This is a genomic window from Maribacter antarcticus DSM 21422 (assembly GCF_000621125.1).
In the GTDB taxonomy this organism is placed as follows: Bacteria; Bacteroidota; Bacteroidia; order Flavobacteriales; family Flavobacteriaceae; genus Maribacter; species Maribacter antarcticus.
The window spans coordinates 111,421-132,384 of the sequence record NZ_JHZC01000004.1; the positions used below are offsets into that span (position 1 = coordinate 111,421).

General features: G+C 37.2%; 21 protein-coding genes. 13 read left to right on the plus strand and 8 right to left on the minus strand.

Annotation, left to right across the window (positions count from 1 at the left end):
* Positions 1–43: 43 nt before the first annotated feature.
* From Q360_RS0100460 to Q360_RS0100495, 7 genes are all read left to right on the plus strand, one after another.
* Complete coding sequence (locus Q360_RS0100460; RefSeq protein ID WP_245603102.1) at positions 44–1,384, plus strand: 2TM domain-containing protein; 1,341 nt, start codon at positions 44–46, stop codon at positions 1,382–1,384.
* 156 nt (positions 1,385–1,540) lie between these two features.
* Complete coding sequence (locus Q360_RS0100470) at positions 1,541–1,822, plus strand: 2TM domain-containing protein (RefSeq protein WP_027075333.1); 282 nt, start codon at positions 1,541–1,543, stop codon at positions 1,820–1,822.
* A gap of 17 nt (positions 1,823–1,839) precedes the next feature.
* The gene (locus Q360_RS0100475) at positions 1,840–2,142 is read left to right on the plus strand and encodes a 2TM domain-containing protein (RefSeq protein WP_027075334.1); all 303 of its coding nucleotides are present in this window, start codon (positions 1,840–1,842) and stop codon (positions 2,140–2,142) included.
* Positions 2,133–2,471: a 2TM domain-containing protein gene (locus Q360_RS0100480; RefSeq protein WP_027075335.1), complete on the plus strand. Its 339-nt coding sequence runs from the start codon at positions 2,133–2,135 to the stop codon at positions 2,469–2,471. Before Q360_RS0100475 ends, Q360_RS0100480 begins: the two co-directional genes overlap by 10 nt.
* 33 nt (positions 2,472–2,504) lie before the next feature.
* Positions 2,505–2,828 carry a 2TM domain-containing protein gene (locus Q360_RS24285; RefSeq protein WP_027075336.1) on the plus strand — a complete coding sequence of 108 codons (324 nt, stop codon included), beginning with the start codon at positions 2,505–2,507 and terminating at the stop codon, positions 2,826–2,828.
* Positions 2,828–3,475, plus strand: a complete 648-nt coding sequence (locus tag Q360_RS0100490) for a DUF2306 domain-containing protein (protein WP_036194690.1) — start codon at positions 2,828–2,830, stop codon at positions 3,473–3,475. Before Q360_RS24285 ends, Q360_RS0100490 begins: the two co-directional genes overlap by 1 nt.
* Before the next feature lies 1 nt (position 3,476).
* Positions 3,477–4,241, plus strand: coding sequence for a LytR/AlgR family response regulator transcription factor (locus Q360_RS0100495; RefSeq protein ID WP_027075338.1), 765 nt, complete (start codon positions 3,477–3,479; stop codon positions 4,239–4,241).
* 66 nt (positions 4,242–4,307) lie between these two features.
* Here the strand turns inward: Q360_RS0100495 and Q360_RS0100500 are convergent, their stop codons facing one another.
* Positions 4,308–5,507: an LETM1-related biofilm-associated protein gene (locus Q360_RS0100500; protein WP_027075339.1), complete on the minus strand. Its 1,200-nt coding sequence runs from the start codon at positions 5,505–5,507 to the stop codon at positions 4,308–4,310.
* A gap of 193 nt (positions 5,508–5,700) precedes the next feature.
* Here Q360_RS0100500 and Q360_RS0100505 point away from each other — a divergent pair, with 193 nt between their 5' ends.
* From Q360_RS0100505 to Q360_RS0100515, 3 genes are all read left to right on the plus strand, one after another.
* Positions 5,701–6,411 carry a DUF4331 family protein gene (locus Q360_RS0100505; protein ID WP_027075340.1) on the plus strand — a complete coding sequence of 237 codons (711 nt, stop codon included), beginning with the start codon at positions 5,701–5,703 and terminating at the stop codon, positions 6,409–6,411.
* Between the two features lie 22 nt (positions 6,412–6,433).
* Positions 6,434–7,228 carry a DUF4331 family protein gene (locus Q360_RS0100510; RefSeq protein ID WP_027075341.1) on the plus strand — a complete coding sequence of 265 codons (795 nt, stop codon included), beginning with the start codon at positions 6,434–6,436 and terminating at the stop codon, positions 7,226–7,228.
* A 101-nt stretch (positions 7,229–7,329) separates the two neighbouring features.
* Complete coding sequence (locus Q360_RS0100515) at positions 7,330–8,607, plus strand: tetratricopeptide repeat protein (protein ID WP_027075342.1); 1,278 nt, start codon at positions 7,330–7,332, stop codon at positions 8,605–8,607.
* A 357-nt stretch (positions 8,608–8,964) separates the two neighbouring features.
* Here the strand turns inward: Q360_RS0100515 and Q360_RS0100525 are convergent, their stop codons facing one another.
* A complete protein-coding gene (locus tag Q360_RS0100525) occupies positions 8,965–11,205 on the minus strand; it encodes an efflux RND transporter permease subunit (protein ID WP_027075343.1) in 2,241 nt (746 codons plus the stop codon).
* Positions 11,206–11,320: 115 nt separating this feature from the next.
* On the opposite strand from Q360_RS0100525, the gene Q360_RS0100530 reads away from it, so the two are divergent.
* Positions 11,321–12,418 carry a BamA/TamA family outer membrane protein gene (locus tag Q360_RS0100530; protein WP_084273325.1) on the plus strand — a complete coding sequence of 366 codons (1,098 nt, stop codon included), beginning with the start codon at positions 11,321–11,323 and terminating at the stop codon, positions 12,416–12,418.
* 7 nt (positions 12,419–12,425) lie between these two features.
* Here the strand turns inward: Q360_RS0100530 and Q360_RS0100535 are convergent, their stop codons facing one another.
* Positions 12,426–13,214 (minus strand): DUF547 domain-containing protein, encoded by a 789-nt coding sequence (locus Q360_RS0100535; protein ID WP_027075345.1) that lies wholly within the window; start codon positions 13,212–13,214, stop codon positions 12,426–12,428.
* A gap of 211 nt (positions 13,215–13,425) precedes the next feature.
* On the opposite strand from Q360_RS0100535, the gene Q360_RS0100540 reads away from it, so the two are divergent.
* Positions 13,426–14,118, plus strand: coding sequence for a glycosyltransferase (locus Q360_RS0100540; RefSeq protein WP_027075346.1), 693 nt, complete (start codon positions 13,426–13,428; stop codon positions 14,116–14,118).
* Between the two features lies 1 nt (position 14,119).
* Entirely contained in the window at positions 14,120–15,181 is a 1,062-nt protein-coding gene (locus Q360_RS0100545) for a VOC family protein (protein WP_027075347.1), read from the plus strand.
* 9 nt (positions 15,182–15,190) lie between these two features.
* Here Q360_RS0100545 and Q360_RS0100550 read toward each other — a convergent pair whose 3' ends face one another.
* The 5 genes from Q360_RS0100550 to cls all read right to left on the minus strand — a co-directional run bounded on the left by Q360_RS0100550 (position 15,191) and on the right by cls (position 20,938).
* Positions 15,191–15,994: an anti-sigma factor gene (locus tag Q360_RS0100550; protein ID WP_316931484.1), complete on the minus strand. Its 804-nt coding sequence runs from the start codon at positions 15,992–15,994 to the stop codon at positions 15,191–15,193.
* On the minus strand, positions 15,991–16,524 hold the full coding sequence (locus tag Q360_RS0100555) for an RNA polymerase sigma factor (RefSeq protein WP_027075349.1): 534 nt from the start codon (positions 16,522–16,524) through the stop codon (positions 15,991–15,993). The genes Q360_RS0100550 and Q360_RS0100555 overlap by 4 nt, the downstream gene beginning before the upstream one ends.
* Positions 16,525–16,599: 75 nt before the next feature.
* Positions 16,600–17,190, minus strand: a complete 591-nt coding sequence (locus Q360_RS0100560) for a superoxide dismutase family protein (protein WP_027075350.1) — start codon at positions 17,188–17,190, stop codon at positions 16,600–16,602.
* A 529-nt stretch (positions 17,191–17,719) separates the two neighbouring features.
* Positions 17,720–18,934, minus strand: coding sequence for a bifunctional alpha/beta hydrolase/OsmC family protein (locus tag Q360_RS0100565; RefSeq protein ID WP_027075351.1), 1,215 nt, complete (start codon positions 18,932–18,934; stop codon positions 17,720–17,722).
* A 549-nt stretch (positions 18,935–19,483) separates the two neighbouring features.
* Positions 19,484–20,938 (minus strand): cardiolipin synthase, encoded by a 1,455-nt coding sequence (gene cls / locus Q360_RS0100570; RefSeq protein WP_027075352.1) that lies wholly within the window; start codon positions 20,936–20,938, stop codon positions 19,484–19,486.
* Between the last annotated feature and the right edge of the window lie 26 nt (positions 20,939–20,964).

The window sequence follows — 20,964 nt, forward strand, 5'->3', positions numbered from 1 at the left end:
GTATCTAAAGTAGGGTGGTTACAACTTTTTTAAATCAAAATCAGTGAACGAACGGAGAAAAATAGGGAATATAAAAAATGTCATAAAAATAAGTCTGTACATCACAGCTGGGGTATCCCTTTTGAACATTATTTTGGCGCTTAACCGCGGTATTGACTGGGTGGAGGAACTCCAAGGTGTTGGTGTAACCTTCATCTACGCTTTTGTGATTACAGCAGCAATTGAATACTATAACGAATTTCTTTCCAGCAGATTTAGTTGGTCTGAGCAGATGCAAAAACGATTATGGTATGGCGTTATTGGGTCTATAGTATTAACAGTGCTATCATTTGGATTTGCAAGAATGTTGGTGGAGGTTGCGATTTACGGGAGTACATTCAAAGAATTTATTGAAAATGAAAACCTAGCCAGTTATATTTTCACTCTAGTTATTTCCATTTTGGTATCTGCAATTTCGCATGCCTTTTATTTTTATAAAGCCTTACAGGATACGAATGTCAAAAAGCAGAAAATTATTGCGGGTACGGCATCCGCAAAGTTCGATGCACTAAAAAACCAGTTAGACCCACACTTTCTTTTCAATAGTCTAAATGTACTTACCAGCTTAATAGATGAAGACCCCTATCAAGCACAAAAGTTTACGACCTCACTTTCTAAGGTATACAGGTATGTGCTGGAGCAAAAGAACAAAGACTTGGTATCCGTTGATGAGGAACTGCAATTCGCAAAAACCTATGTTCGGTTGTTAAAAATGCGTTTTGAGGATAGTATTATTTTTGATGTGCCGGATGTGGTAAAAAATCCCGAAGGCAAAATTGTTCCTTTGTCCTTGCAGTTGTTGTTGGAGAATGCTGTAAAACACAATATTGTAACGTCTAAAAAGCCCTTGCATATTAAGGTGGAGGAAATCGATGATATGCTGGTAGTCAGTAATAACCTCCAAGAAAAACAAGTGGTAAATAAGAGCACCGGTGTTGGGTTGCAAAATATAACACAACGGTACGATATTCTGACGGAAAGAGAAGTAGTCATAGAAAAAACAAGCGACCATTTTAAGGTGTATTTACCTATGCTTTCCAAAAAAGTATCGGTTGTAGAGACGCAAAAGTCACATATAGAGGATAAGCGCTATGAGAAGGCCAAAGAGCGCGTACAAGCCATTAAGAGTTTCTATGGGAATTTGGCTTCCTATGTTATTGTCATACCTATATTGGTTTTTATCAATTGGCGTACCACTAGTTTTCCTTGGTCTATTTTCCCGGCGCTAGGTTGGGGTTTTGGTTTGTTAGGCCACGGGTTGCAAGCTTTTGGTTACAACCCTCTTTTTGGAAGGTCTTGGGAAGAACGGAAGCTTAAAGAATATATGGAGGACGATGGCTTTTAGCATTAATTCTTGCTTTATGGTTTTGGAGATAGGTCCAAAGCAACAACTCAGTCTTAAAAAATTACAATTGGGTATTTCATTTTTTAACTCACAGGCTTTAATTCGCAAATTTGAGGTAACAAAAAGGATTAAAATAAAAACCTAAAAGAAGCAAAAATGGAAAATCAAGATGTAAGTACAAACAGCAAGTATCTAAGAGCAAAAGAAAAAGTAGAAGCTATAAAGGGGTTTTACGGGAATCTTTTGGCATATAGTATCGTAATCCCCATACTGGCCTTTATAAACTATAATACCACAAGTTTTGCATGGTTTTTATTCCCAGCATTAGGGTGGGGTTTTGGACTTACAATGCACGGTTTTGGTGCATACGGGTATAATCCTTTTTTTGGTAAAGATTGGGAAGAGCGCAAAATTCAGGAGTTTATGGAAAATTCATAATTATTAAAAATAATAGGATGCAAAACACTGAACAAAAAAATAAATATTCAAGAGCAAGAGATAGGGTAGACACACTTAAAAAATTCTATGCTAAAATCATGTCAGGGTTACTTGCAATTGGAATTACCGGAGGTATTAATTATTACCTTAACGAGTGGGAATATCCATGGTTTTTATGGGTAGTCTTTGGAGTAAGTATCGGTATATTCTTTAGGGCGATTAAAATTTTCAACCTGAACCCTTTTATGGGAAAGGACTGGGAAAAACGCAAGATTCAGGAATTTATTAAAAAAGATGAAAATCAGGAAACATGGAAGTAAAAGAGATGAACAAAACAGATAAGATGATCCGTGCTAAAAAGCTGGTACAAGAGCTAAAAGGCTTTTATATACACCTTTTAGTATTTATAGTGGTAAACATCTTTATTAGTTCAGCAACCGTTATCTCTAAGGTAAATGAGGGCGAAAGTCTTGGGGAGGCACTCTTTAGTTTTGGGTCGTTCACAACAGCTACCTTTTGGGGTATTGGTCTTGCGTTCCACGCAGCCAAAGTATATAATTTTAGCCCGTTTTTTAGTAAGAATTGGGAAGAGAACCAAATTCAAAAATATATTGAAAAGGATAAACAAGAAGAGGAGAAATATAGATAGCTATAATGTTGAACCAACTCAAAATATAACGGTATGAAATCTAAGAAAATGTCCAAATACGAGCGCGCGCAACTAAAAGTAAACTCCATCCGTGGTTTTTATAACCATGCAACGGTTTTCGTGATTGTAAATAGCTTACTATACCTGTTGCGAGATAGATTCAGCATTATACTATTGAACCAAGATGTACTCGGTAACCATGATTTCTCACATTGGATAGACTGGAATGTATTTGGGACCACAATTATATGGGGCATCGTACTTACTGTGCATGGTATAAAGGTGCTTGGTAATTTTTCTATATTCAAACAGGACTGGGAGAAACGCCAAATCCGAAAATATATGGACCAAGAATAATGGAGCAAACATTAACAGTACTAATATATGTACATGCCAGTTTTGGAGCAATGGCTTTGTTCTTTGGGTCTATGGCCCTAATGGTAAAGAAAGGGTCGCGGTGGCACAAACGCTGCGGCAGTATATTTTATTACAGTATGCTGGCATCTGCGCTTATATCGCTGGTCGTGGCCGTTCTCCCCGGGCATTACAATCCATTTCTATTTTCCATTGGTATCTTTACCGTGTATTTATTATTGTCTGGATATAGGGCGCTAAGTTTTAGGGAAAAAGTACTTTCATTGAAGCTAGATAAAGCGATATCTTTAACTGTTATTGGGGTAGGTGCCGCAATGGTTCTGGGGCCAATCGTGTTCGGAGGTATAGTGAATATCGTCCTCTTTGTCTTTGGGGCTGCCGCAGCCGTATTTGGTATTAGAGATTTAAAGATGTTTAAAAAACCGCAAACTTTGAAAGGACAATGGTTAAAGATACATCTAGGTAAGATGACAGGAGCTTATATTGCTTCGGTTTCTGCTTTTTTAGTAGTAAACGATTTTTTGCCTAGTTTGTTAAACTGGTTTTTGCCAACTATCTTGGGAAGCTTATATATTACCTATTGGATGTTCAAAATTAAAAAGAAAAACGCTTCGACCAAAATCATATAATATGAAAGTAATTATAATAGAAGACGAAAAGCCAGCGGCTAGACGATTGAATAGAATGTTGAACGAATTTAATGTTGAGGTGTCCACCATGCTACATTCTGTAGAGGAAGCTATTGATTGGTTTCAAAATAATGAACATCCAGACCTTATTTTTTTGGATATTCAACTTTCTGACGGACTCTCTTTTGAAATTTTTGATGTTGTAGAAGTGCATAGTGCCATTATTTTTACCACTGCTTTTGACGAATATGCTTTACAAGCTTTTAAGTTGAATAGTATTGATTATTTATTAAAGCCCATAGACGATGAAGAATTGGAAAGTGCGGTCCAAAAATTTAAGTCGCGCTTTAACCTAGCTCCAACCTCGCAAAAATTAGCGCTTGATTTTGAGGACATCAAAAAGTTATTGACCAATCCTTTAGAACGGGAATACAAAAAAAGATTTACTGCTAGGGTAGGGCAGCATCTTAAAATAATAAATGCGGATGAGGTGGAGTGTTTTTATAGTGAAAACAAAGGTACCTATGCCGCAACATTAGATGGTAGGAATTACCTGCTAGATACTACCTTGGAAAATTTAGAAAATGAGTTAGAACCAAAACTTTTCTTTCGCACCAGTCGAAAATTTTATGTGAATATCAACCACATAAAAGATATCGTATCCTACACAAATTCAAGACTTCAAATTAAGCTAAATAAGTTTTCGGAGCAAGAAATAATCGTAAGTAGGGAGCGCGTAAAAGACTTTAAGTTATGGTTGGAATAAATTATTATAAAATACTGATTATTATATAATTATATATATAGATAGATTTTATCTATGACTATTAAATCATTTTTTTTCTTCGTTTTTTTCTACGCGGTTTTCATCAAAGGAAGAGGGTAATAACTTAGGTATAAGTTTAATAAAAATAGGTAGTAAGACAGCACCGCCTGGTAGAATAAAAATAGCTAAAGATGGGATGCTTTTAAAAATATCTATAAGTTGATTCTGTACTTTTTTCTTCTCTTCTTTTGTTAAATCACGTAGCGTAGATTTGGTTAAAAGAGCTACGAGTTCCGCACTCTCCGATAGTTCTTTTTGAAGCCGTTTGCTGTTTCGTAAAATAAGTTTGTTGACCACCTTACTCATGCTGTCGTAGAACTGTATTGCAAGATTATTATCTTTTAGAAAAGGAACTATCTTGGCATTTTTTTTAAAAAATTCGGCAACATCCTCTAACGACGTGGCGATTGTTTCAACGCTACAATCCATATCCTTTCCGATACCAAAAATGAATCCCGACTCTTTATAATCCAAGGAATGGTCTTCCCAAACAGTAAGGCAAGCCATGTCTAATAAATAGGCATTTTCGCAATTTGGACGTTTTTTTAATAATTGTTCCCTGTAGGAGCCATCAAAGGATTGCGTGTCTGGATTAATGAACGAAAGGCTTGAACCAAAAAGCTCAGCTAGTTTTTCGTCCTTTTTATTTTTTTCTTTTGAGTTTAACGCATGATAGGTAACATGTATAGCTAAATATTCTAGGTTGTAGGCATAGGTTTTAATACCAACGGAATCACTCAAATAACGTTTGAAAAGTAAAATATCAATAAATAAAAGAGAATTGGTAATAATGCTATTAAAAGTTTTGCTAATTACATTATCCTCCAAATACACACGAGAATCAATAAGTTTTTCCAATTTTGATGTGGTTGTTTTTCCACTCAGGAGCTTCCCTAGAAATGAGAGATGGGCTACCCGTAAATTATCGTAGAAGGTAAAAAGATTTTCCAGAAAACTTTCAAAATTATTATCTCGTTCTAATCGGTAGGTGTAATAAAGCGCTGTGAACAAATTTATCTTGGCTTTCTCATCTTCGGATAAAGTATGTTCCGAAACGATAAATGGCAGCACTTCTGTGTTTATGCCGTACACAAAACCCGTTCGTTTCAAATCGAAATACAGCAAGGGAAAGTCGGTATACCTATCCTCATGTTTTTCAATGACCGATTCAAATTTTGGTATCCAACCGCCAGCCGATGGATTCATGTTACCTATTCTTTTTAATCATAGTGCAAAATTACTCTAAAATGAGCATATACCATAGGTTGGTTTGTAAAGCTTTACGCTTATGAGCGTAGTTACGGTCTCGTGTACTTTAACTTTTGTTTAACATTAGAGATTGAACCTCATTATTTTAGTGTCGTAGGTAAGGGTGATTCTAATCTTAAAATAAAGGATAATGAAAAAATCAAAATTACTTATGGGCCTTGGGGCTATTGCAATTGTAGCTACCGTTTTGGTCGCTGCCGATCATATAGATGCGCCGGGTTCTATGGGCACTTCTGCGGACATTGCAGACTTTTATGCTTTTGAACCTACTACAGGTTCCGATAATACCGTATTTGCGGTGGACCTACAATCTAATGTTTTACCGGATTTGGCATACGGTACGTTTGATGAAAATGTACTTACCGAAATCAACATTGATGTTAACGATGATCTTGTAGAGGATTTGGTCATACAGGCCATAGCTAGAAACGGGAAAATGTATTTCTTTGGTCCAGTCGCTCCAAGTACTACTGGTACTAGCGGTTCGATTATGGTAAATGCACCATTAGGTTCCGTGGATATTTCTGGAGCTACCGCTACCGTTGAAACTACAGAAAATGGCGTTTCCCTCTTTGCAGGGCCTAGACAAGACGCTTTTTATTTTGATTTTTTCCAGTTCAATGCTGTTATTGGCGGAATGGCTCCAGAAGGATTTAAACCTGCCGGTGACCCTAACTCAACTTCAGACGACGACACAACAGCAGTAGATACTTTTGACGGAGCTAACACCATGTCTATAGTAATAGAAATTCCAAACAGTCTTTTAGGAGAAACTAGCGCAGTAAACGTATTAGGGCTTCCCGTTTATAAAACTTGGGTAACTACAAACGTAAAACAATAATAACTTTAAAAATTAAGAGAATATGAAAGTATATACAATTAAATATGTGTTTGCGCTTTGCGCACTGTTGGTTTTCGCCGCGTGTAGCGATGATGATGATCAAATGATAGTAATTATAGAACCTACTTGTACAGACGGTATAATGAACGGTGCTGAAACAGGTGTAGATTGTGGGGGTTCTTGCGGTCCATGTGAAACTACGGTAACACCGCCGGAATTGCCAGAATTCTCTGGTATATATGCACAAGCAGATTTTTTGGGAAGACCTGGTATCAATACGGTATTAAGTGCTGATGGAAGTACTAAGGACATGCATAATATGGCTATTCCCTCCGAGATGGGAGCTATGTTTCAGGCTACATTTGAAGCACGGTTAGAGCAATATCATGATGTTTACGCAGGCTTATTGGGAGCTGATCCTATGGCAGTGAATTTTGAACCGAATATTTTAGGTGATATTTTAAACGGTCCTGAGAATGACGGGTTTACAAATAATCCGGTTTCTGCAACAGTTCTAACAACTGTCCTTGCATCAGATGTGTTGGAGGTTGCACCAAATCTACCAACCACATATTTCAATGGAGGCTCTGGTGCCCCTAATTATGAAGGTGCGATAGGATTGACTGGAAGAACCCCGCAAGATGATGTTATTGATGTTTCCTTGATACTTTTTTTCGGTGGTGGCGACGGTGCCCGTTTTAGCGGTCAAGATACGGATATGGACGGTACTTCAGATTTACCAAGATTAACATCGGATGGTGTAGCTCTCACAGCTGCGATATCAACAACGTTCCCTTACTTGGGAGCTCCTGAATAAGGCTATGAAAGTCCATAATGGACATTTAATTAAAAGAACAAAGGAGTGTGGTGCTCACATTCCTTTGTTTTTAATTCAGATTTCAATAAAAAACAAAAACAATGAAAACCGTAACGCTAGTATTTTTCCTTGTACTTCTTCTTTCCTGCTCTTCAAAACCTGAGGATTATGTTGGAAATCAAGAAGATTACAACGTCTTTTTAACTGTTGAACCACCAAAACCAAGTTCAAAATATTTTGAGCTTTGGAACACAAAAATAAGACCGGATAGTATACAGCTTACCAGTTTTGCAATCGTGGGTGGAGAATATACTAGGTATTTTAAAGAAACAGGTGATATCGCCTACTTGAAAAAGGCAGAACAAAGTTTGAAGAAAGCAGTAGCTATTGCCGCTATTGGTAAAGAAACGTATTTACGTGCTTTAGCTAGGAATTATATTTCTCAGCATCGATTTAAAGAGGCATTGCTGCTTGCAAATGAAGCAAAGGCGCTAGGTGGAGGAGTAAATGACTCTAATAGCTTATTGTTTGATGTGCACATGGAGTTAGGTAATTATCAACTTGCCGAAACATATTTAGACAGTATTAAAAATCTATCGGATTTTGGGTATTTGATTCGTTTGTCAAAATGGAACGATTATAAAGGTGATTTAGATACAACTATTGTATTTATGGAGAAGGCAAAAGCAAAAGCGATTGCGTCAAAACATAAGGAATTAATACTATGGAGTTATACCAATTTGGCCGATTATTATGGTCACGCTGGACGAATTGAAGAATCTTATCAATATTTTTTAAGCGCCCTACAGCTAGACCCTAATAATGCGTACGCCAAAAAGGGCATTGCTTGGATTATTTTTTCCCATGATAAAAATCCTAAAGAGGCGCTGCGTATTTTGGATTCGGTCACAGCTACGTACAAAGCACCTGATTATTATCTTTTGAAGGCTAAAATTGCTGATTATATGGGTGATGAACGTACCAGATTGAACAATCTTGATACGTATTTTGCTTCGGTAAAAAACGCATTCTATGGTGATATGTATAATGGGTATAATGTATCCTTATTTTTAGAGGAAACCGAACAATATGAAAAAGCCATACAACTTTCGTTGAGGGAAGTTGCGAATAGACCTACACCTGAGTCTTACAGCTGGTTGGGGTATAGTTATTTTAAGAATGGTGAAAAAGAAAAAGCAAAGAACATTATGGATGCACATGTTTATGGTAAAACCTTTGAACCGGTTCTATGCTATCAGGCTGCAGCCGTCTACAGCGCTAATGGTGAATTAGAAAAAGTTCAAAAACTTAAAAGGGATTTAGTGGATGCGATCTATGAATTGGGTCCAAATATGGAGAACACCATCAAGTCTTTATAAAGGCATTAAAATTTTCATTTTCGGTATGGTTAGGTTGGTTGTCTTTTGTTCGGCACCGTAGTTTAACAGCTACGGTGCCTTTTTTTATATGCAGTTCATCGAATATTTGGTTTTTATTAAGACCTGTATAGATGAAAAGTATATATTTAACGATGAAATGCAATTGAAATTTATTTTATAAGCTTTTTAGAGCTTTTGAAATAGTAAAATGAATTTAACCGAAACCAAACTTTTAATCTACTGTTATGGAATATCTACTTTTTTTTGTTTGGGTTACCGCTATGGCTTTAATGATTGGTAAAAGTATTTTGGCATACCGCTCCTTACAGCGAACTATCAACGGAAAAAATAGAGCTTTTAAGTAAATTTCCGAAGTAATACCGGTAGTAACAGTAAGTCTAAAATAAGCGCTGCTACCAAGGTGACACTTATTATTATCCCTATCGTTATACTGGGTTGGTGTATGGAGAATAACATGACCATAAATCCAAAAAATAGAATAATCGTAGTAATGACCAAGGCCCTGCCGGTTTGGGTAAATGTTTTTTCCAATGCTTCTTCTTTTGATAATCCTTGTGTGATACCTAGTTTATATTTTCCAAGAAAATGAATGGTGTCGTCCACGGCAATACCGAATACAATAGCAAAAACGACAGATAGTCCAGCTTCTAATGGGATTCCTAAAAAGCCAAGGATACTCCCAGCAAATAACATGGGTAGTAGATTTGGAACCAAGGAAATTAGAAACATCTTAAAGTCCTTGAAGACTAGGACCATGATGATACCTATGATAATAAGTCCGTATAGTAGCCCCTCTAGGAGGCTTTTACGTATGTATTCGGAATTTTTATCCAATAGCATACTTTTTCCAGTTACTTTTACAGTCATTTTGGTAGTATCGGTTGCAGTATTGGCAAAGGTTTCTATATGCGCATAGAGCCTCTTGAGACTATCCGTACCTACATCCTGTAGTTTGGCATTTATTCTTGCTTTGTCTTTGTTGGAGTTTACGAATTTTCTCAATTGTTTTCTGGCTAACTTATTTACATCTTTCTGGTACTTTATAAAGGTAGCTTCATCATCTGGTAAGCGCAGGTAGTCCGACTTGTTTAAATTATTTGCCTTATGGATTATTTTGTAAGGCAAATTCGGCGATTGCAGGTTACCAATAGTTTTAATTTGACTTAAATGATGCGTTAATTTTTCAATTTCTAATGCCACGCTATAGTCGGTTACTTTGTAGCCATTTTTGGCTAAAATAGCTATTTCTAGCGGTCTAAATCCCGCATAGTTTTCCTGAAAAAAATTAAAATCAGCCGCTATTTTACTTTCATTGGGCAGGGTTTGTTTAAACTCGTGGTTCGTAGTAATACGGCTTACCCCATAAATGCATAACAGCGTAAATATTACGGTACCCATGATGATGGTATTTGGATTATTTTTGGTGACCGTGTTCATCCCTAATAAATAAGCTACCCATTTTTTAGAAACGCTTTTTTGTCCTAAGAGCTGTTTTTTGGGCATACTTATTAAAAGTGCACCTGTAAAACAGATAACTGTAATATAGGCAACCATAACACCCATTGCCGCATTGATTCCAAACTCTCGTATACTCACAAGCCTAGAGGATAATAGTGTTACAAACCCTATCGCCGTAGTAACAGAGGTTAATAAGGTAGTAAGCCCTACTTCTTTAAGGGATGATAGTAATGCAGCATATTTGTCTTTTCCACCCTGTATTTTACGAATAAAGCTATCGGTAAGGTGAATTACATCGGAGGTACCTACAATGAGCATTAGTACGGGATAAAATGCTGCCATAGCGTTTAATTCCTTCCCAAGTACAGCTAATAAACCTAAGAATAGAAGCAGGGAAAGTCCTATGGAAGTTACTGAAATAAGAACTACAGGAAGGCTTCGATAAACCAATAACAGAATGATAAATACAAGAATCGATGCAATAATTGTAGTTTTTAGCACCTCGCTTTTTTGCATGTCTACAATTGCTTCGTAAAAAAAAGCCCTACCTAAAATATGGTAATCGTTTAAATTATTTTCTTTAAGTGAAGCCCTTACTTCGTTTAGTAATACCTTAGACTGCGTATCATCAAGATTGTCTTTGGTGCTAAGGGCAAGTACTAAAGAGCTCGCCTTGGTATCAATTAAAACATTCACAAATAACTCGTCTTCTTGTATCTTGTTCCAGTCTTTTTGATATTGTGTAGAATCGGCTATATGAATAATAGGCAAGGCGGTGTATCCAAATGAGGTCTTTAAGGGATAGGATAGGCTAGTGAGGGAATTTTGTTCCGTAACAAAGGAAAAGGTTTTGCTTTCTTCAGAAAATGAATGGAAACGGTCTAGAAAGTCTTTTTCAAAAACACCTGTCTCATTTTCGACGGCCACAAGCAAAAAATTATCATCCGTGCCAAATTCGGCAACAAACGCGTTGTAAAATGTCAAGTCAGGATCTTCTTCCGGAAAAAACTGACTAAAATCAAAGGAAAATTTTAAATTGGGAACTACGGAGATGGATAGGATGCCTAAAACCAAAAATAGGGCAATACTTATTTTTCTTAGAAAAGATAGGGTTTTCATACTCCGATATCTGCGTTTGGTATATTAATATTTATAGTATCGCAAATTAATAAAACTAACACAGTTTTACCACTATAATGGGCAGTAAGACCTCTGAAGTTATTACATTGTACTAATGAATAAAACGTGTGGTGTACTCGGTATTTTATATTTCTTTATGGGCCTCGTAATTTTAAGTGCTCAAAAAAAAACCAAAAAAGTAAAGGATTCCACCAGGAACGCACAAATAACGGCACTTCCTGTAGTTTTTTTCCTTCCAGAAACAGGTTTTGGGTATGGTGGACTAGGGCTTTCTACATTTAGGCTCAAAGATGAGCCAGTAGCATCTAGGCCAAGTACGGTTCAGTTGGGATTAACGTTTACGAGTAAAAAACAACTCCTTTTCTTTATGCCCTATGAGATTTATTTGGATAATGAAAGATGGCGCTTTATTGGAGAACTCGGATACTATCAATATTTCTATAATTTTTATGGGAGGGGAATAAATACCGAAGAGGAAGATTTAGAAACCTTTGATGCCGATTTTGCTAGATTTCGTTTTTCGGCCTTACGAGAAATATTCCCTAGCATTTCTGTAGGTCTAGGTTATGAATTTAATGGTTATAATGTTGTTAATGTAGCTCCTGGAGGAGTACTGGATAATTCTGATGAAATAGGTAAGGAGGGTGGTACTGTGTCCAATGTAGGACTTATCGCTTTTTATGACCAGCGGGATAATATTTTTTTCCCGACAAAGGGTTTTTTTATTCAAGCTAGCGCTTTCACTTCTATGGAATTCTTAGGTAGTGATTTTTCATATCAAAAGGTAGAGGTGGACGCTAGGTACTACCAGAAACTCAAAGGAAATCATATTTTAGCAAGTAATTTATTTTTAGGGACCAGAAGTAAGAATGCCCCTTTCTTAGACTTAAGTTTGCTTGGCACCAAACGCACACGGGGTCATAACAACAGGCGCTATCAAGACAACGTGGAACTAAGTGCTGCCTTGGAATATCGTTTTCCGATTAAAGGCAGATTTGGTGGAGTGCTATTTGGTTCAACCGCAACGGTTTCATCAACACTATCAGATACATTTAGATCATCTTATAAGAATGCTGTAGGGACCGGCTTACGTTATATACTCAACAAAAAAGAAGGCACCAGAATACGAGTCGATTACGGGGTTTCGTCAGAAGGGGGTCAATTTTACTTTACGATAAACGAAGCATTTTAGAGGAGCATTATAACACGATAAAATTATCAAGGTCCAGCGTCCAATCGTAGTTTTTATAGGTAATATCGATATTCTTTGTAGTCGGTATTAAACCTTGTTCTTTTAATATGCTCTTTACGCCGCTCTTCCCATCAAAATCTCCACGAAACCAACTGAACAAGGCCGTAACGGCAACTTCCTTTTTTTCTTCCGAATATACGGTAGTGCGCTTAAGGTAGGTAGAAGTTCCTTTTTCAAATTGCTCATTCAATCTTTTCCAATCGTAAATAGCTACAGGAGGACAGTCTTTTGCACCACAGTTTAAAGCAAAATGTACGCGATAGTCTCGTTTGTCTACCCGTAATCTTCGTTCAAATTTGTTGGGAAACCATTTGCGTATCATACCTAGTCCATATTTCCATTGCGATTTTCTGATGATACCATGTTCTATTTTAGCAAAGGAAACGGTTTCCCCAGCGATAGTAATTTGTTCTTCTTTGAAAAAACTACCACGGTCATCGTATAGTTCAGGTTGCTCCTTAAGAAGTACTTGGATATAGGCATTATATATATTCACCCAAAAGGCCAACCTTTTGGCATCTGTGTCCAATGCGTTATCTAATTCTAGACTGCTAGTAGTCGCTAACAGTTTCTGAATATCCTTGGTGTTTTCATTTTCTTTTAGACGTTCTAAAAAAGTTTCGGAAATTTTATTGTAGTCAGTCTGATTTTTATTGATGGTTTGCGCTTCTATTGGGTTTTTACAAGAAAGGAAAATCAAAGTAACCATATATAAAACGGAGTAGGTATATTTCATAATGTTAGTATTCTTTGTCCATAGTTACGTAAAATATTTCCTATGGTTTTCTAAGTAGGTCGCAAAAGTGCTATTAACTTTCAGCCCCATGGTTTTATTTCTATTTTTAAAACCTTTACACTTTGTTTTGCGTAGATTTAGCAAAGGCCTGGTCTATACCAATGTAAAGAAAATCTAAAGTAGGATTAGTGCTTGATAAAATATAAGGTGTATGATTAGTATTATTATTCCTGCCCACAATGAGCGGGATAATTTAGTAGAATTACTTAATTATGTCGCATCAATTCAGGATATAGATCAGGCAGAAATTATTATCGCTTTATCACCGGAAAGTTCATTTAATAAGGGTGATGTGTTGTATCCTCAGGTACGAGTGCTAAGGTGTGCTCAAAAGGGTAGAGGGGTACAAATGAACGAGGCATCTAGACTTGCTTTGGGTACTATTTTAGTTTTTTTACATGCCGACGTTAGACCTCCTAGTACATTTATATCCGATATCAATAAGACAACAAATGCCAAATATGATGCTGGTTTTTTTTCTTATAAATTCGATAGCGAAAGTTTTTGGTTAAAAATTAATGCCTCATTTACTGACAAGGATGGTATTTTTACTGGCGGTGGAGATCAATGTCTTTTTATTCGTAAAACTATTTTTGAACGCTTGGGCGGGTTTAATGAAACTCAGCTATTGATGGAAGATTTTGAATTTTTTAAACGGATGAAGCGCGCTCGGGTTCCGTATACTATTGTTAAAAGCAATCTCATAGTATCAGCACGCAAGTATGAGTATAATTCTTATCTTAGGGTGAATTTATCTAATTTTTTGTTGGTGATTCTTTTTAATATAGGATACCCTAGTACTACATTAAAAGCGATTCATGATAAATTGATTCGGACAGTATAGTATGGATGCAATAATAAACGGAATACAACAAATAGGAATAGGCGTAGCCGATACGAAGACTGTATTTAACTGGTATCGAGAATATTTAGGGTTTGATATACTTTTGTTTAGTGACGAAGCAACCGCAACCCTTATGGCTAAATACACCAAGGGTAAAGCCCAAAGGAGGGATGCATATTTATCTTTGAATATGCGCGGTGGTGGCGGTTTGGAAATCTGGCAGTTTAAAAATCGTATTCCGATTCCACCCAAAAATGACACTTTACTAGGAGATTTGGGCATCAATGCTATGGTCCTACGAAGCAATAGCATAAGCAACACGCATACAATTCTTTTAGAGCAGGAACTGACATTCCTAACTGATATTATGATTTCCACTCCCAAAAGGGAGTTTTTTTATTTTAATGACCCTTGGGGTAATCTGGTACAAGTAGTACAGGATAACTATGCCTTTTGTAATACACCTACTGCTTCAGGAGGTGTAATGGGTGGTGTTATCGGAGTCTCAGATATGGACACGTCGCTACATTTTTACGCTACGCTATTAGGATATGACAAAATAATTATAGACGAAATAGTAGCGCTTCCATTATCTTTAGAAACTGAAACTACAGGAAAGTTTAGAAGAGTATTACTACAACATGGTAGACCTATGTTTGGCGGATTTGGGGAGCTATTGGGGCCGACGGAATTAGAACTGATACAATCTTTGGATAGGGTGCCCACTAAAATATATGAAAACAGGTTGTGGGGAGATTTAGGATACATACATATTTGTTTTGATGTTAATGGTATGGAAGTTCTACGAAAGAAAGCTGCTGAAATAGGTCATGAATTTACTGTAGATAGTGCAAATAGCTTTGATATGGGAGATGCTGCCGGACATTTTAGCTATGTGGAGGATCCGGACGGAACACTTATAGAGTTTGTAGAAACCCATAGAGTTCCTATACTTAAAGCCTTAGGCCTATTTTTAAATCTAAAAAAACGTAATCCAGAAAAAGCCTTACCGAAATGGTTGGTAAAGACCTTAAAATTACACCGGATAAAAGGAAATCTCTAAGGCGTTTATTTAGGAGGCGGCAACTACACCTAAGGTATATAGTTGTTCCAAATTAGGACCTTCACTACCACCGGAAGGTTCCAAGGTTATTCCAAAAGCTTCTGAGTCATTGACATTGTCAAGTGCAAAAACCTTGTTGTCATCTTCATAAAAAGTATCTAAAAGCCCAATACTCGTGGGTGTTAGGGTAGGGGATAGTTTTAGTGACCATACTTGGTACACAAAGCCGTCTGGTGGTTCCGGTAATCCCTTCGCATCTATAAACACTTTTTCCTGTTGTTTGTTCCAATATACTTTTGCATAAGAATCTGGCGCAACGGTTTGTCCGGCTAAAGGCACAACATCTATATTTTTGTCCCTGATGGTGTTTAAAAGGGTTTTGGCTTTTTCAAGCGAAGTGTCGGAAGTTGCAATTTGTTCCTCTAAAAACATATTTTCCTTGCTGACCACCTCTAATTCTGATTTCAGTTCTTGGTTTTGATTGTAGGTCAAAAACAGCCCTATCGCAAGGAGAACCGATGCAGCCCAGCCAAAATACATAGGCCAAACAGATTTTTCTTTTTCTAAAGTAAGTACTTTTGGCTCTTTTGGAATATTGATTTTGTCCTTCACTTCAGAAAAAGGATAAGGTTGTATGTTTGAACTTCTTTTTGAAAGTTCTAGAATTGAAGCCTCAATAGCGATAATTTCATCATTTATTTTTGGATACTGCTTCGCGTAGGCGCTTACTTCCAGATTTTCTTTTTCCGAAAGTACACCTGCAACGTAAATTTCCAGTATGCCTGATGCTATGTATTTCTTTATATCTATCACTTTTGTTCCATATTTACCCTTAATTGAGAAATACAACTTCTATTTCTGGTTTTTACTGTTCCTACAGGTATATCCAGTTCTTCCGCAGCTTCTTTTTGTGTATAGCCCCTAAAATAAAGTAGTTCTATAATTTGTACACATTTCTCCTTTAGATTTTTTACCAATTTCTTTAATCCTATGGCATCCGCAGTAGTTTGCTCCTCATCAGGTCTTTCCAGAATACCTACGAAGTAATCTGCAGAAAAGTTCTTTCTTTCATTTTTATACGATTTACTACGAATTTCATCGATGGCTGCATTTCTTGCAATATTCAGTATCCATGTGAAAAACCGTCCCTTTGAAGAATTATAACTATCGGAATTATGCCAAATTTTAATAAAAACATCCTGGCAAATCTCTTGTGACCTACCCTCATTCTTGACAATAGTATGGATTACTCCACATATGTTTTTGGAATACATACTGTAGAGCTGCTCAAAAGCCAAAGTGTCCTTTTTTTTAAACTGCTCCACTAAACTATCAAGCGTCATAAAAATTTTTATTAGAAGTCAAAAGTAGAAAAAGCCGCTTCAAGAAGCGGCTTTTTTAGATTATATTTTATGGAATTACTGTATTATTCCAGTACAGCTTACTCGTGCACCGGCAGCACCACTGGGCTGAGAGGTAAAATCATCCACGCCTTGGTGAACGATTACTGCTTTACCAACGATATTTTTATTTTCATCATCACACCCTATACACCATTGGTCTGTTGAAAATGGTACCGTGGCGTTTCCTTTAGCATCAGCTGTAAAATTACCTATATCGCCTTTATGATAGCCTTCTGCGGCTTCCCATTTACCATGTGGCTCATTGGTAGGGTTCCAATGCCCACCAGTAGACTTTCCGTCGTCGGAGGAACAATCTGCCGTTTGATGTATATGTATGGCGTGCTCCCCAGGCGTAAGGCCGGTTAACATAGCGCTCATTGTTACCGTGCCGTCGTCATCCGTAAAAGTTACTTCTCCTTTAACGTAGCTATCACTTTTAGGTTCCATCATAAACGTAATACGCTCTGCCATCACTTCTTCTATTACCTCTTCCGTAACTGCTTCTACTTCCGAAGCGGCATCTGTTGCTTCTTTCTTTGCTTCTTTACAACTGAACATTACCACTAACGCAATGGCTGCCAGTTCAAATTTGATTATCTTTTTCATTTTTCTTGTTTTAGGTTTTCGTGTTAAAATTAAGAAAATATACGGGCGTATCGGTACTCATATCAAAATGATTTTAACAATACCCTGTTGTCCCGTATGTCTCTTTTATGATTTTCCGTAAAGTATAAGCGATTTGTCAATTTTGATTTGCGTGTTCTTACAGCGGGCAATAGCGTAAATAATACCGCTCTTTTTTCCAACCGTAAGAGACTCAAAAATTTTGTGCATCAGAATCACATAGCAGTACAGCTTTTAGATTTTCTAGTATCTCTATTCCCTATTTAGATGTATCCTCAAAAAAATGAAGCTTGAAATAGGCGTTCGGGAAAACATACAGCTCCTTTTGGCAGCGTTTTCTGAACATTATAGAATGATGGTCTTTACGTTTTTGAATAGCATCATAAAATGAAATTTCTTTTGTGCCATAAGAAGCGATTGATTTTTATTATGAAACAGTCGTATGATTTCTTCGGTATCAAAAGGGAATAATAACGTCCTATAATTACAATTTAAAAAACTGGACTTTCCATTATCCTAGTAGTTTTGTAATGATTTGAACGTTATTACGCAAGGTTTTGTGCACCGGGCATTTATCCGCTATTTGTAATAGTCGTGCTTTTTGGTTTTTGTCCAAATTTCCTGAGAGCGTAATTTCTCTATGAAATGTATCTAGTTTAGCGCTATCTGTTTCGCAATTTTCACAGTCCTGTGCATGGGATTTGCTGTAAGAAGTATGCACCTCCACGTTTTCCACGTTCCAATCTTTCCGTTTGGCATACATTTGAAGCGTCATTGCGGTACAAGCAGATAATCCAGCAGAGACAAGCTCATAGGGCGAAGGGCCATAATCGTTTCCTCCAAAAGCTATAGGTTCGTCCGCAGTTAAAAAATGACTTCCTACTTTCATGGCCGTTGTAAATCCATCGGACGCATCTAAACTTGCCACAACTTGATGTTTTGTCTTTAAATCTTCGTTCTCACTACTGCTGACATAACGTTGCGACCAGGCTGCAATTAGTTGCCCAGCGTACAGGGAATCTTGCTTTTTCATTAAAAGATGGTCAGCACCATCCAAGGATACGAAGCTTTTGGGGTGATGTGCTGCTACATATAGTTCCTCGGCATTCTTAATACCAACGGTATCGTCTTGTGGTGAATGCAGAATCAACACAGGTTTGCGCAGATTTTTAACAACGGTTACTAAGGATTTAGTTTCTAGATCGTCCAGAAACTGTTTTTTGATAGTAAAATCTCTACCGCTTAGATTAACTACTGCCTTACCGCTAGTATTAATTTCTACAATGGTGCTTTTGAACAAATGCTGCACATGTACCGGATTTGAAGGTGCTCCAATAGTAGCCACCGCTTTTATAGTTGCTATTTCCGCTGCTGCAAAAAGTGCTGCTGCGCCACCAAGGGAATGGCCCACAAGCAGGGTAGGCGCTTTGTACGTTTCTTCTAGGAAACTGGCAGCTGCAATAAGGTCCGAAACATTACCGGAAAAATTGGTGTCCTCAAAATCACCTTCGCTTTCACCAAGCCCTGTGAAATCGAAACGTAATACCGCGAAACCATTAGCGGTTAAGGCTCTCGATATATTTTTTACCGCCAACAAATTCTTGTTACAGGTAAAGCAATGGGCAAAAACAGCAAAGTTATGTGGATGCCTATCTGCAGGCATTTCTAAGCGACCTGCCAATGTTTCGCCTTCCTTGTTCCGAAATGTAATTTTTTGGAGATTCATTTATTTTTTGTTTGGTGTCTTAATTTTGTCGCTAAAGGTTGAAATTCCTTTCCTTAACCTTGGTGTGATTGGAGGTAAATTTTGTGTTTTTCAACACAACAGCAACGTATCTAGCGAAGTCTATCTTCAAATGATGCATAAATCGGTAGTTCTTTGATACCTTGTGCCTTTTGAAATTCGACCAGATTTTAGTCCACACGATAAACATACTGATACCACGCAGTTTTCACAACACTACATAAAGGATTTTATTTAATTTTTGGAAATGTATTCTGTACATATCCGGAACATTTTCAGTACCGACTTCTGAAGACTGGTTTATGCGGTATGGAGACCTGTTACGTTTTGTATCGTTGGCTGCTCAGTTTATTTTATAACGTCTAAAAAAATCAGAATTTGAGCGTTTGTGCAATAGTGACATTGGGGTAAAAGAGAAATTTACTACGGTTGATGAATATGGTATAGTTCACGATTCTATTTCATGGCCATCTCTCGTAACAAGATGAATAGGCAGGATTAGTTAAAGCTATACTGATTTGGTTTTTTACCCTATAAAAAAGGCGATAGCAAGCGCACTGCTTTTTCCCAAAGATGTATGTACCTTGGTCTGGATAGCCAATCGTTAGCATCAATTTTTGTAGATTCTTGTAAATCGTTTAGAAAAGCTGTTTCCAATTGCCTAGTAATTTCTTTTCCGTAGATCAGGGCATTGATTTCAAAATTAAACTCAAAACTACGGTAATCCATATTTGCAGAACCGATGATGGCCAAGTCATCATCTACCACCATGGTTTTAGCGTGAATAAAGCCTTTGTTGTATAAAAATATCTCTACGCCATATTTTAAAAGTTCAGTGTAATACGAGTGGGCTGCTGCATTTACCAATTTAGAATCCGAAACACAGGGAACTAACAGTTGCACTTTCAATCCGCCTTGTGCGGCAATTATTAAAACGTCTATTAGGCTTTCCCTAGGGATAAAATAGGGAGTGGTAATTAATATCTTTTTTTTGGCGGTACCGATGGCTTCCAACAGGGAGTAAAAAATAACGGGTAAATCGGAATCGGGACCAGAAGGTGCCAATTGTACGATTTCTCTACCAATTTCAGTGCCGATGATAGGTTCAGGAAAATAGTCTGTATGGTATGCCACTGTATTTAGGCTACAAAAATTCCAATCGCATAAAAAGAGGTGTTGTAAATAGGACGTAGCCGGACCGTTTAACATCAAATGGGTATCGCGCCAGAAGAGGTCGTCCTTTGCTAGACTATCGTTACGGTAGCGGTCGCTGATATTTATGCCACCTACAAAACTTATTTTCCCGTCTACTACTATAATTTTTCTGTGGTTTCTATAATTTAGTCTACTCGCAAGGGCAAGTACTTTTATTTTATAAAAAGGCGCCGTTTGCACGCCTGCGGCTTCTAGATTTTTTATAAAACTCTCGCTTAACGCATTACTACCGAAATCATCGTACATAAAACGGACCTCAACACCATGTTTCGCTTTTTGTATTAAAATATCAGTTATAGATTTTCCGGTAGTATCATCTTCGTAAATATAATATTCAAGATGAATGTGATGCTCCGCTGCTTCTAAGGCCTCTAGGACTTTTGGGAATTTTTCTTCCCCGTTCAATAGCAGTTTTACAGCATTATTCGCCGTTAAAGGACTGCTGGCAGATTTTCGTATAAACGCCGCCAAATTATGGTTGACCTCAGGAATCAATCCAGCGTTTAGAACGGTATCAGAGTAAGCGAACGTGCGGTTTCTTAACTCCTTTCGCACGTGGTCATCTTGAATCAATTTTTTACTGTAGAGCTTACGTTTTCGGTAATTGGTTCCGAATGAAAAGTAAAATAACATCCCAAGAAAGGGAACAAATATTATGAACAGAATATAGGCCAAGGCCTTGATACCACTACGCGTATCGTACAATACCCTAAGGATAAGCAAAAGCAATGCAACGAGGTACAAAATTTCAAAAAGTAGTATCCAGTTCATTCGTAGCCTTTCGCTATGTTTATTAT

What these genes read in the sequence shown, in the direction of transcription:
- Q360_RS0100470 (WP_027075333.1), top strand. Translation starts at nt 1,541, where the DNA reads ATGGAAAATCAAGATGTAAGTACAAACAGCAAGTATCTAAGAGCAAAA.
- Q360_RS0100475 (WP_027075334.1), top strand. Translation starts at nt 1,840, where the DNA reads ATGCAAAACACTGAACAAAAAAATAAATATTCAAGAGCAAGAGATAGG.
- Q360_RS0100480 (WP_027075335.1), top strand. Translation starts at nt 2,133, where the DNA reads ATGGAAGTAAAAGAGATGAACAAAACAGATAAGATGATCCGTGCTAAA.
- Q360_RS24285 (WP_027075336.1), top strand. Translation starts at nt 2,505, where the DNA reads ATGAAATCTAAGAAAATGTCCAAATACGAGCGCGCGCAACTAAAAGTA.
- Q360_RS0100490 (WP_036194690.1), top strand. Translation starts at nt 2,828, where the DNA reads ATGGAGCAAACATTAACAGTACTAATATATGTACATGCCAGTTTTGGA.
- Q360_RS0100495 (WP_027075338.1), top strand. Translation starts at nt 3,477, where the DNA reads ATGAAAGTAATTATAATAGAAGACGAAAAGCCAGCGGCTAGACGATTG.
- Q360_RS0100500 (WP_027075339.1), bottom strand. Translation starts at nt 5,507, where the DNA reads ATGAATCCATCGGCTGGCGGTTGGATACCAAAATTTGAATCGGTCATT.
- Q360_RS0100505 (WP_027075340.1), top strand. Translation starts at nt 5,701, where the DNA reads ATGAAAAAATCAAAATTACTTATGGGCCTTGGGGCTATTGCAATTGTA.
- Q360_RS0100510 (WP_027075341.1), top strand. Translation starts at nt 6,434, where the DNA reads ATGAAAGTATATACAATTAAATATGTGTTTGCGCTTTGCGCACTGTTG.
- Q360_RS0100515 (WP_027075342.1), top strand. Translation starts at nt 7,330, where the DNA reads ATGAAAACCGTAACGCTAGTATTTTTCCTTGTACTTCTTCTTTCCTGC.
- Q360_RS0100525 (WP_027075343.1), bottom strand. Translation starts at nt 11,205, where the DNA reads ATGAAAACCCTATCTTTTCTAAGAAAAATAAGTATTGCCCTATTTTTG.
- Q360_RS0100530 (WP_084273325.1), top strand. Translation starts at nt 11,321, where the DNA reads ATGAATAAAACGTGTGGTGTACTCGGTATTTTATATTTCTTTATGGGC.
- Q360_RS0100535 (WP_027075345.1), bottom strand. Translation starts at nt 13,214, where the DNA reads ATGAAATATACCTACTCCGTTTTATATATGGTTACTTTGATTTTCCTT.
- Q360_RS0100540 (WP_027075346.1), top strand. Translation starts at nt 13,426, where the DNA reads ATGATTAGTATTATTATTCCTGCCCACAATGAGCGGGATAATTTAGTA.
- Q360_RS0100545 (WP_027075347.1), top strand. Translation starts at nt 14,120, where the DNA reads ATGGATGCAATAATAAACGGAATACAACAAATAGGAATAGGCGTAGCC.
- Q360_RS0100555 (WP_027075349.1), bottom strand. Translation starts at nt 16,524, where the DNA reads ATGACGCTTGATAGTTTAGTGGAGCAGTTTAAAAAAAAGGACACTTTG.
- Q360_RS0100560 (WP_027075350.1), bottom strand. Translation starts at nt 17,190, where the DNA reads ATGAAAAAGATAATCAAATTTGAACTGGCAGCCATTGCGTTAGTGGTA.
- Q360_RS0100565 (WP_027075351.1), bottom strand. Translation starts at nt 18,934, where the DNA reads ATGAATCTCCAAAAAATTACATTTCGGAACAAGGAAGGCGAAACATTG.
- cls (WP_027075352.1), bottom strand. Translation starts at nt 20,938, where the DNA reads ATGAACTGGATACTACTTTTTGAAATTTTGTACCTCGTTGCATTGCTT.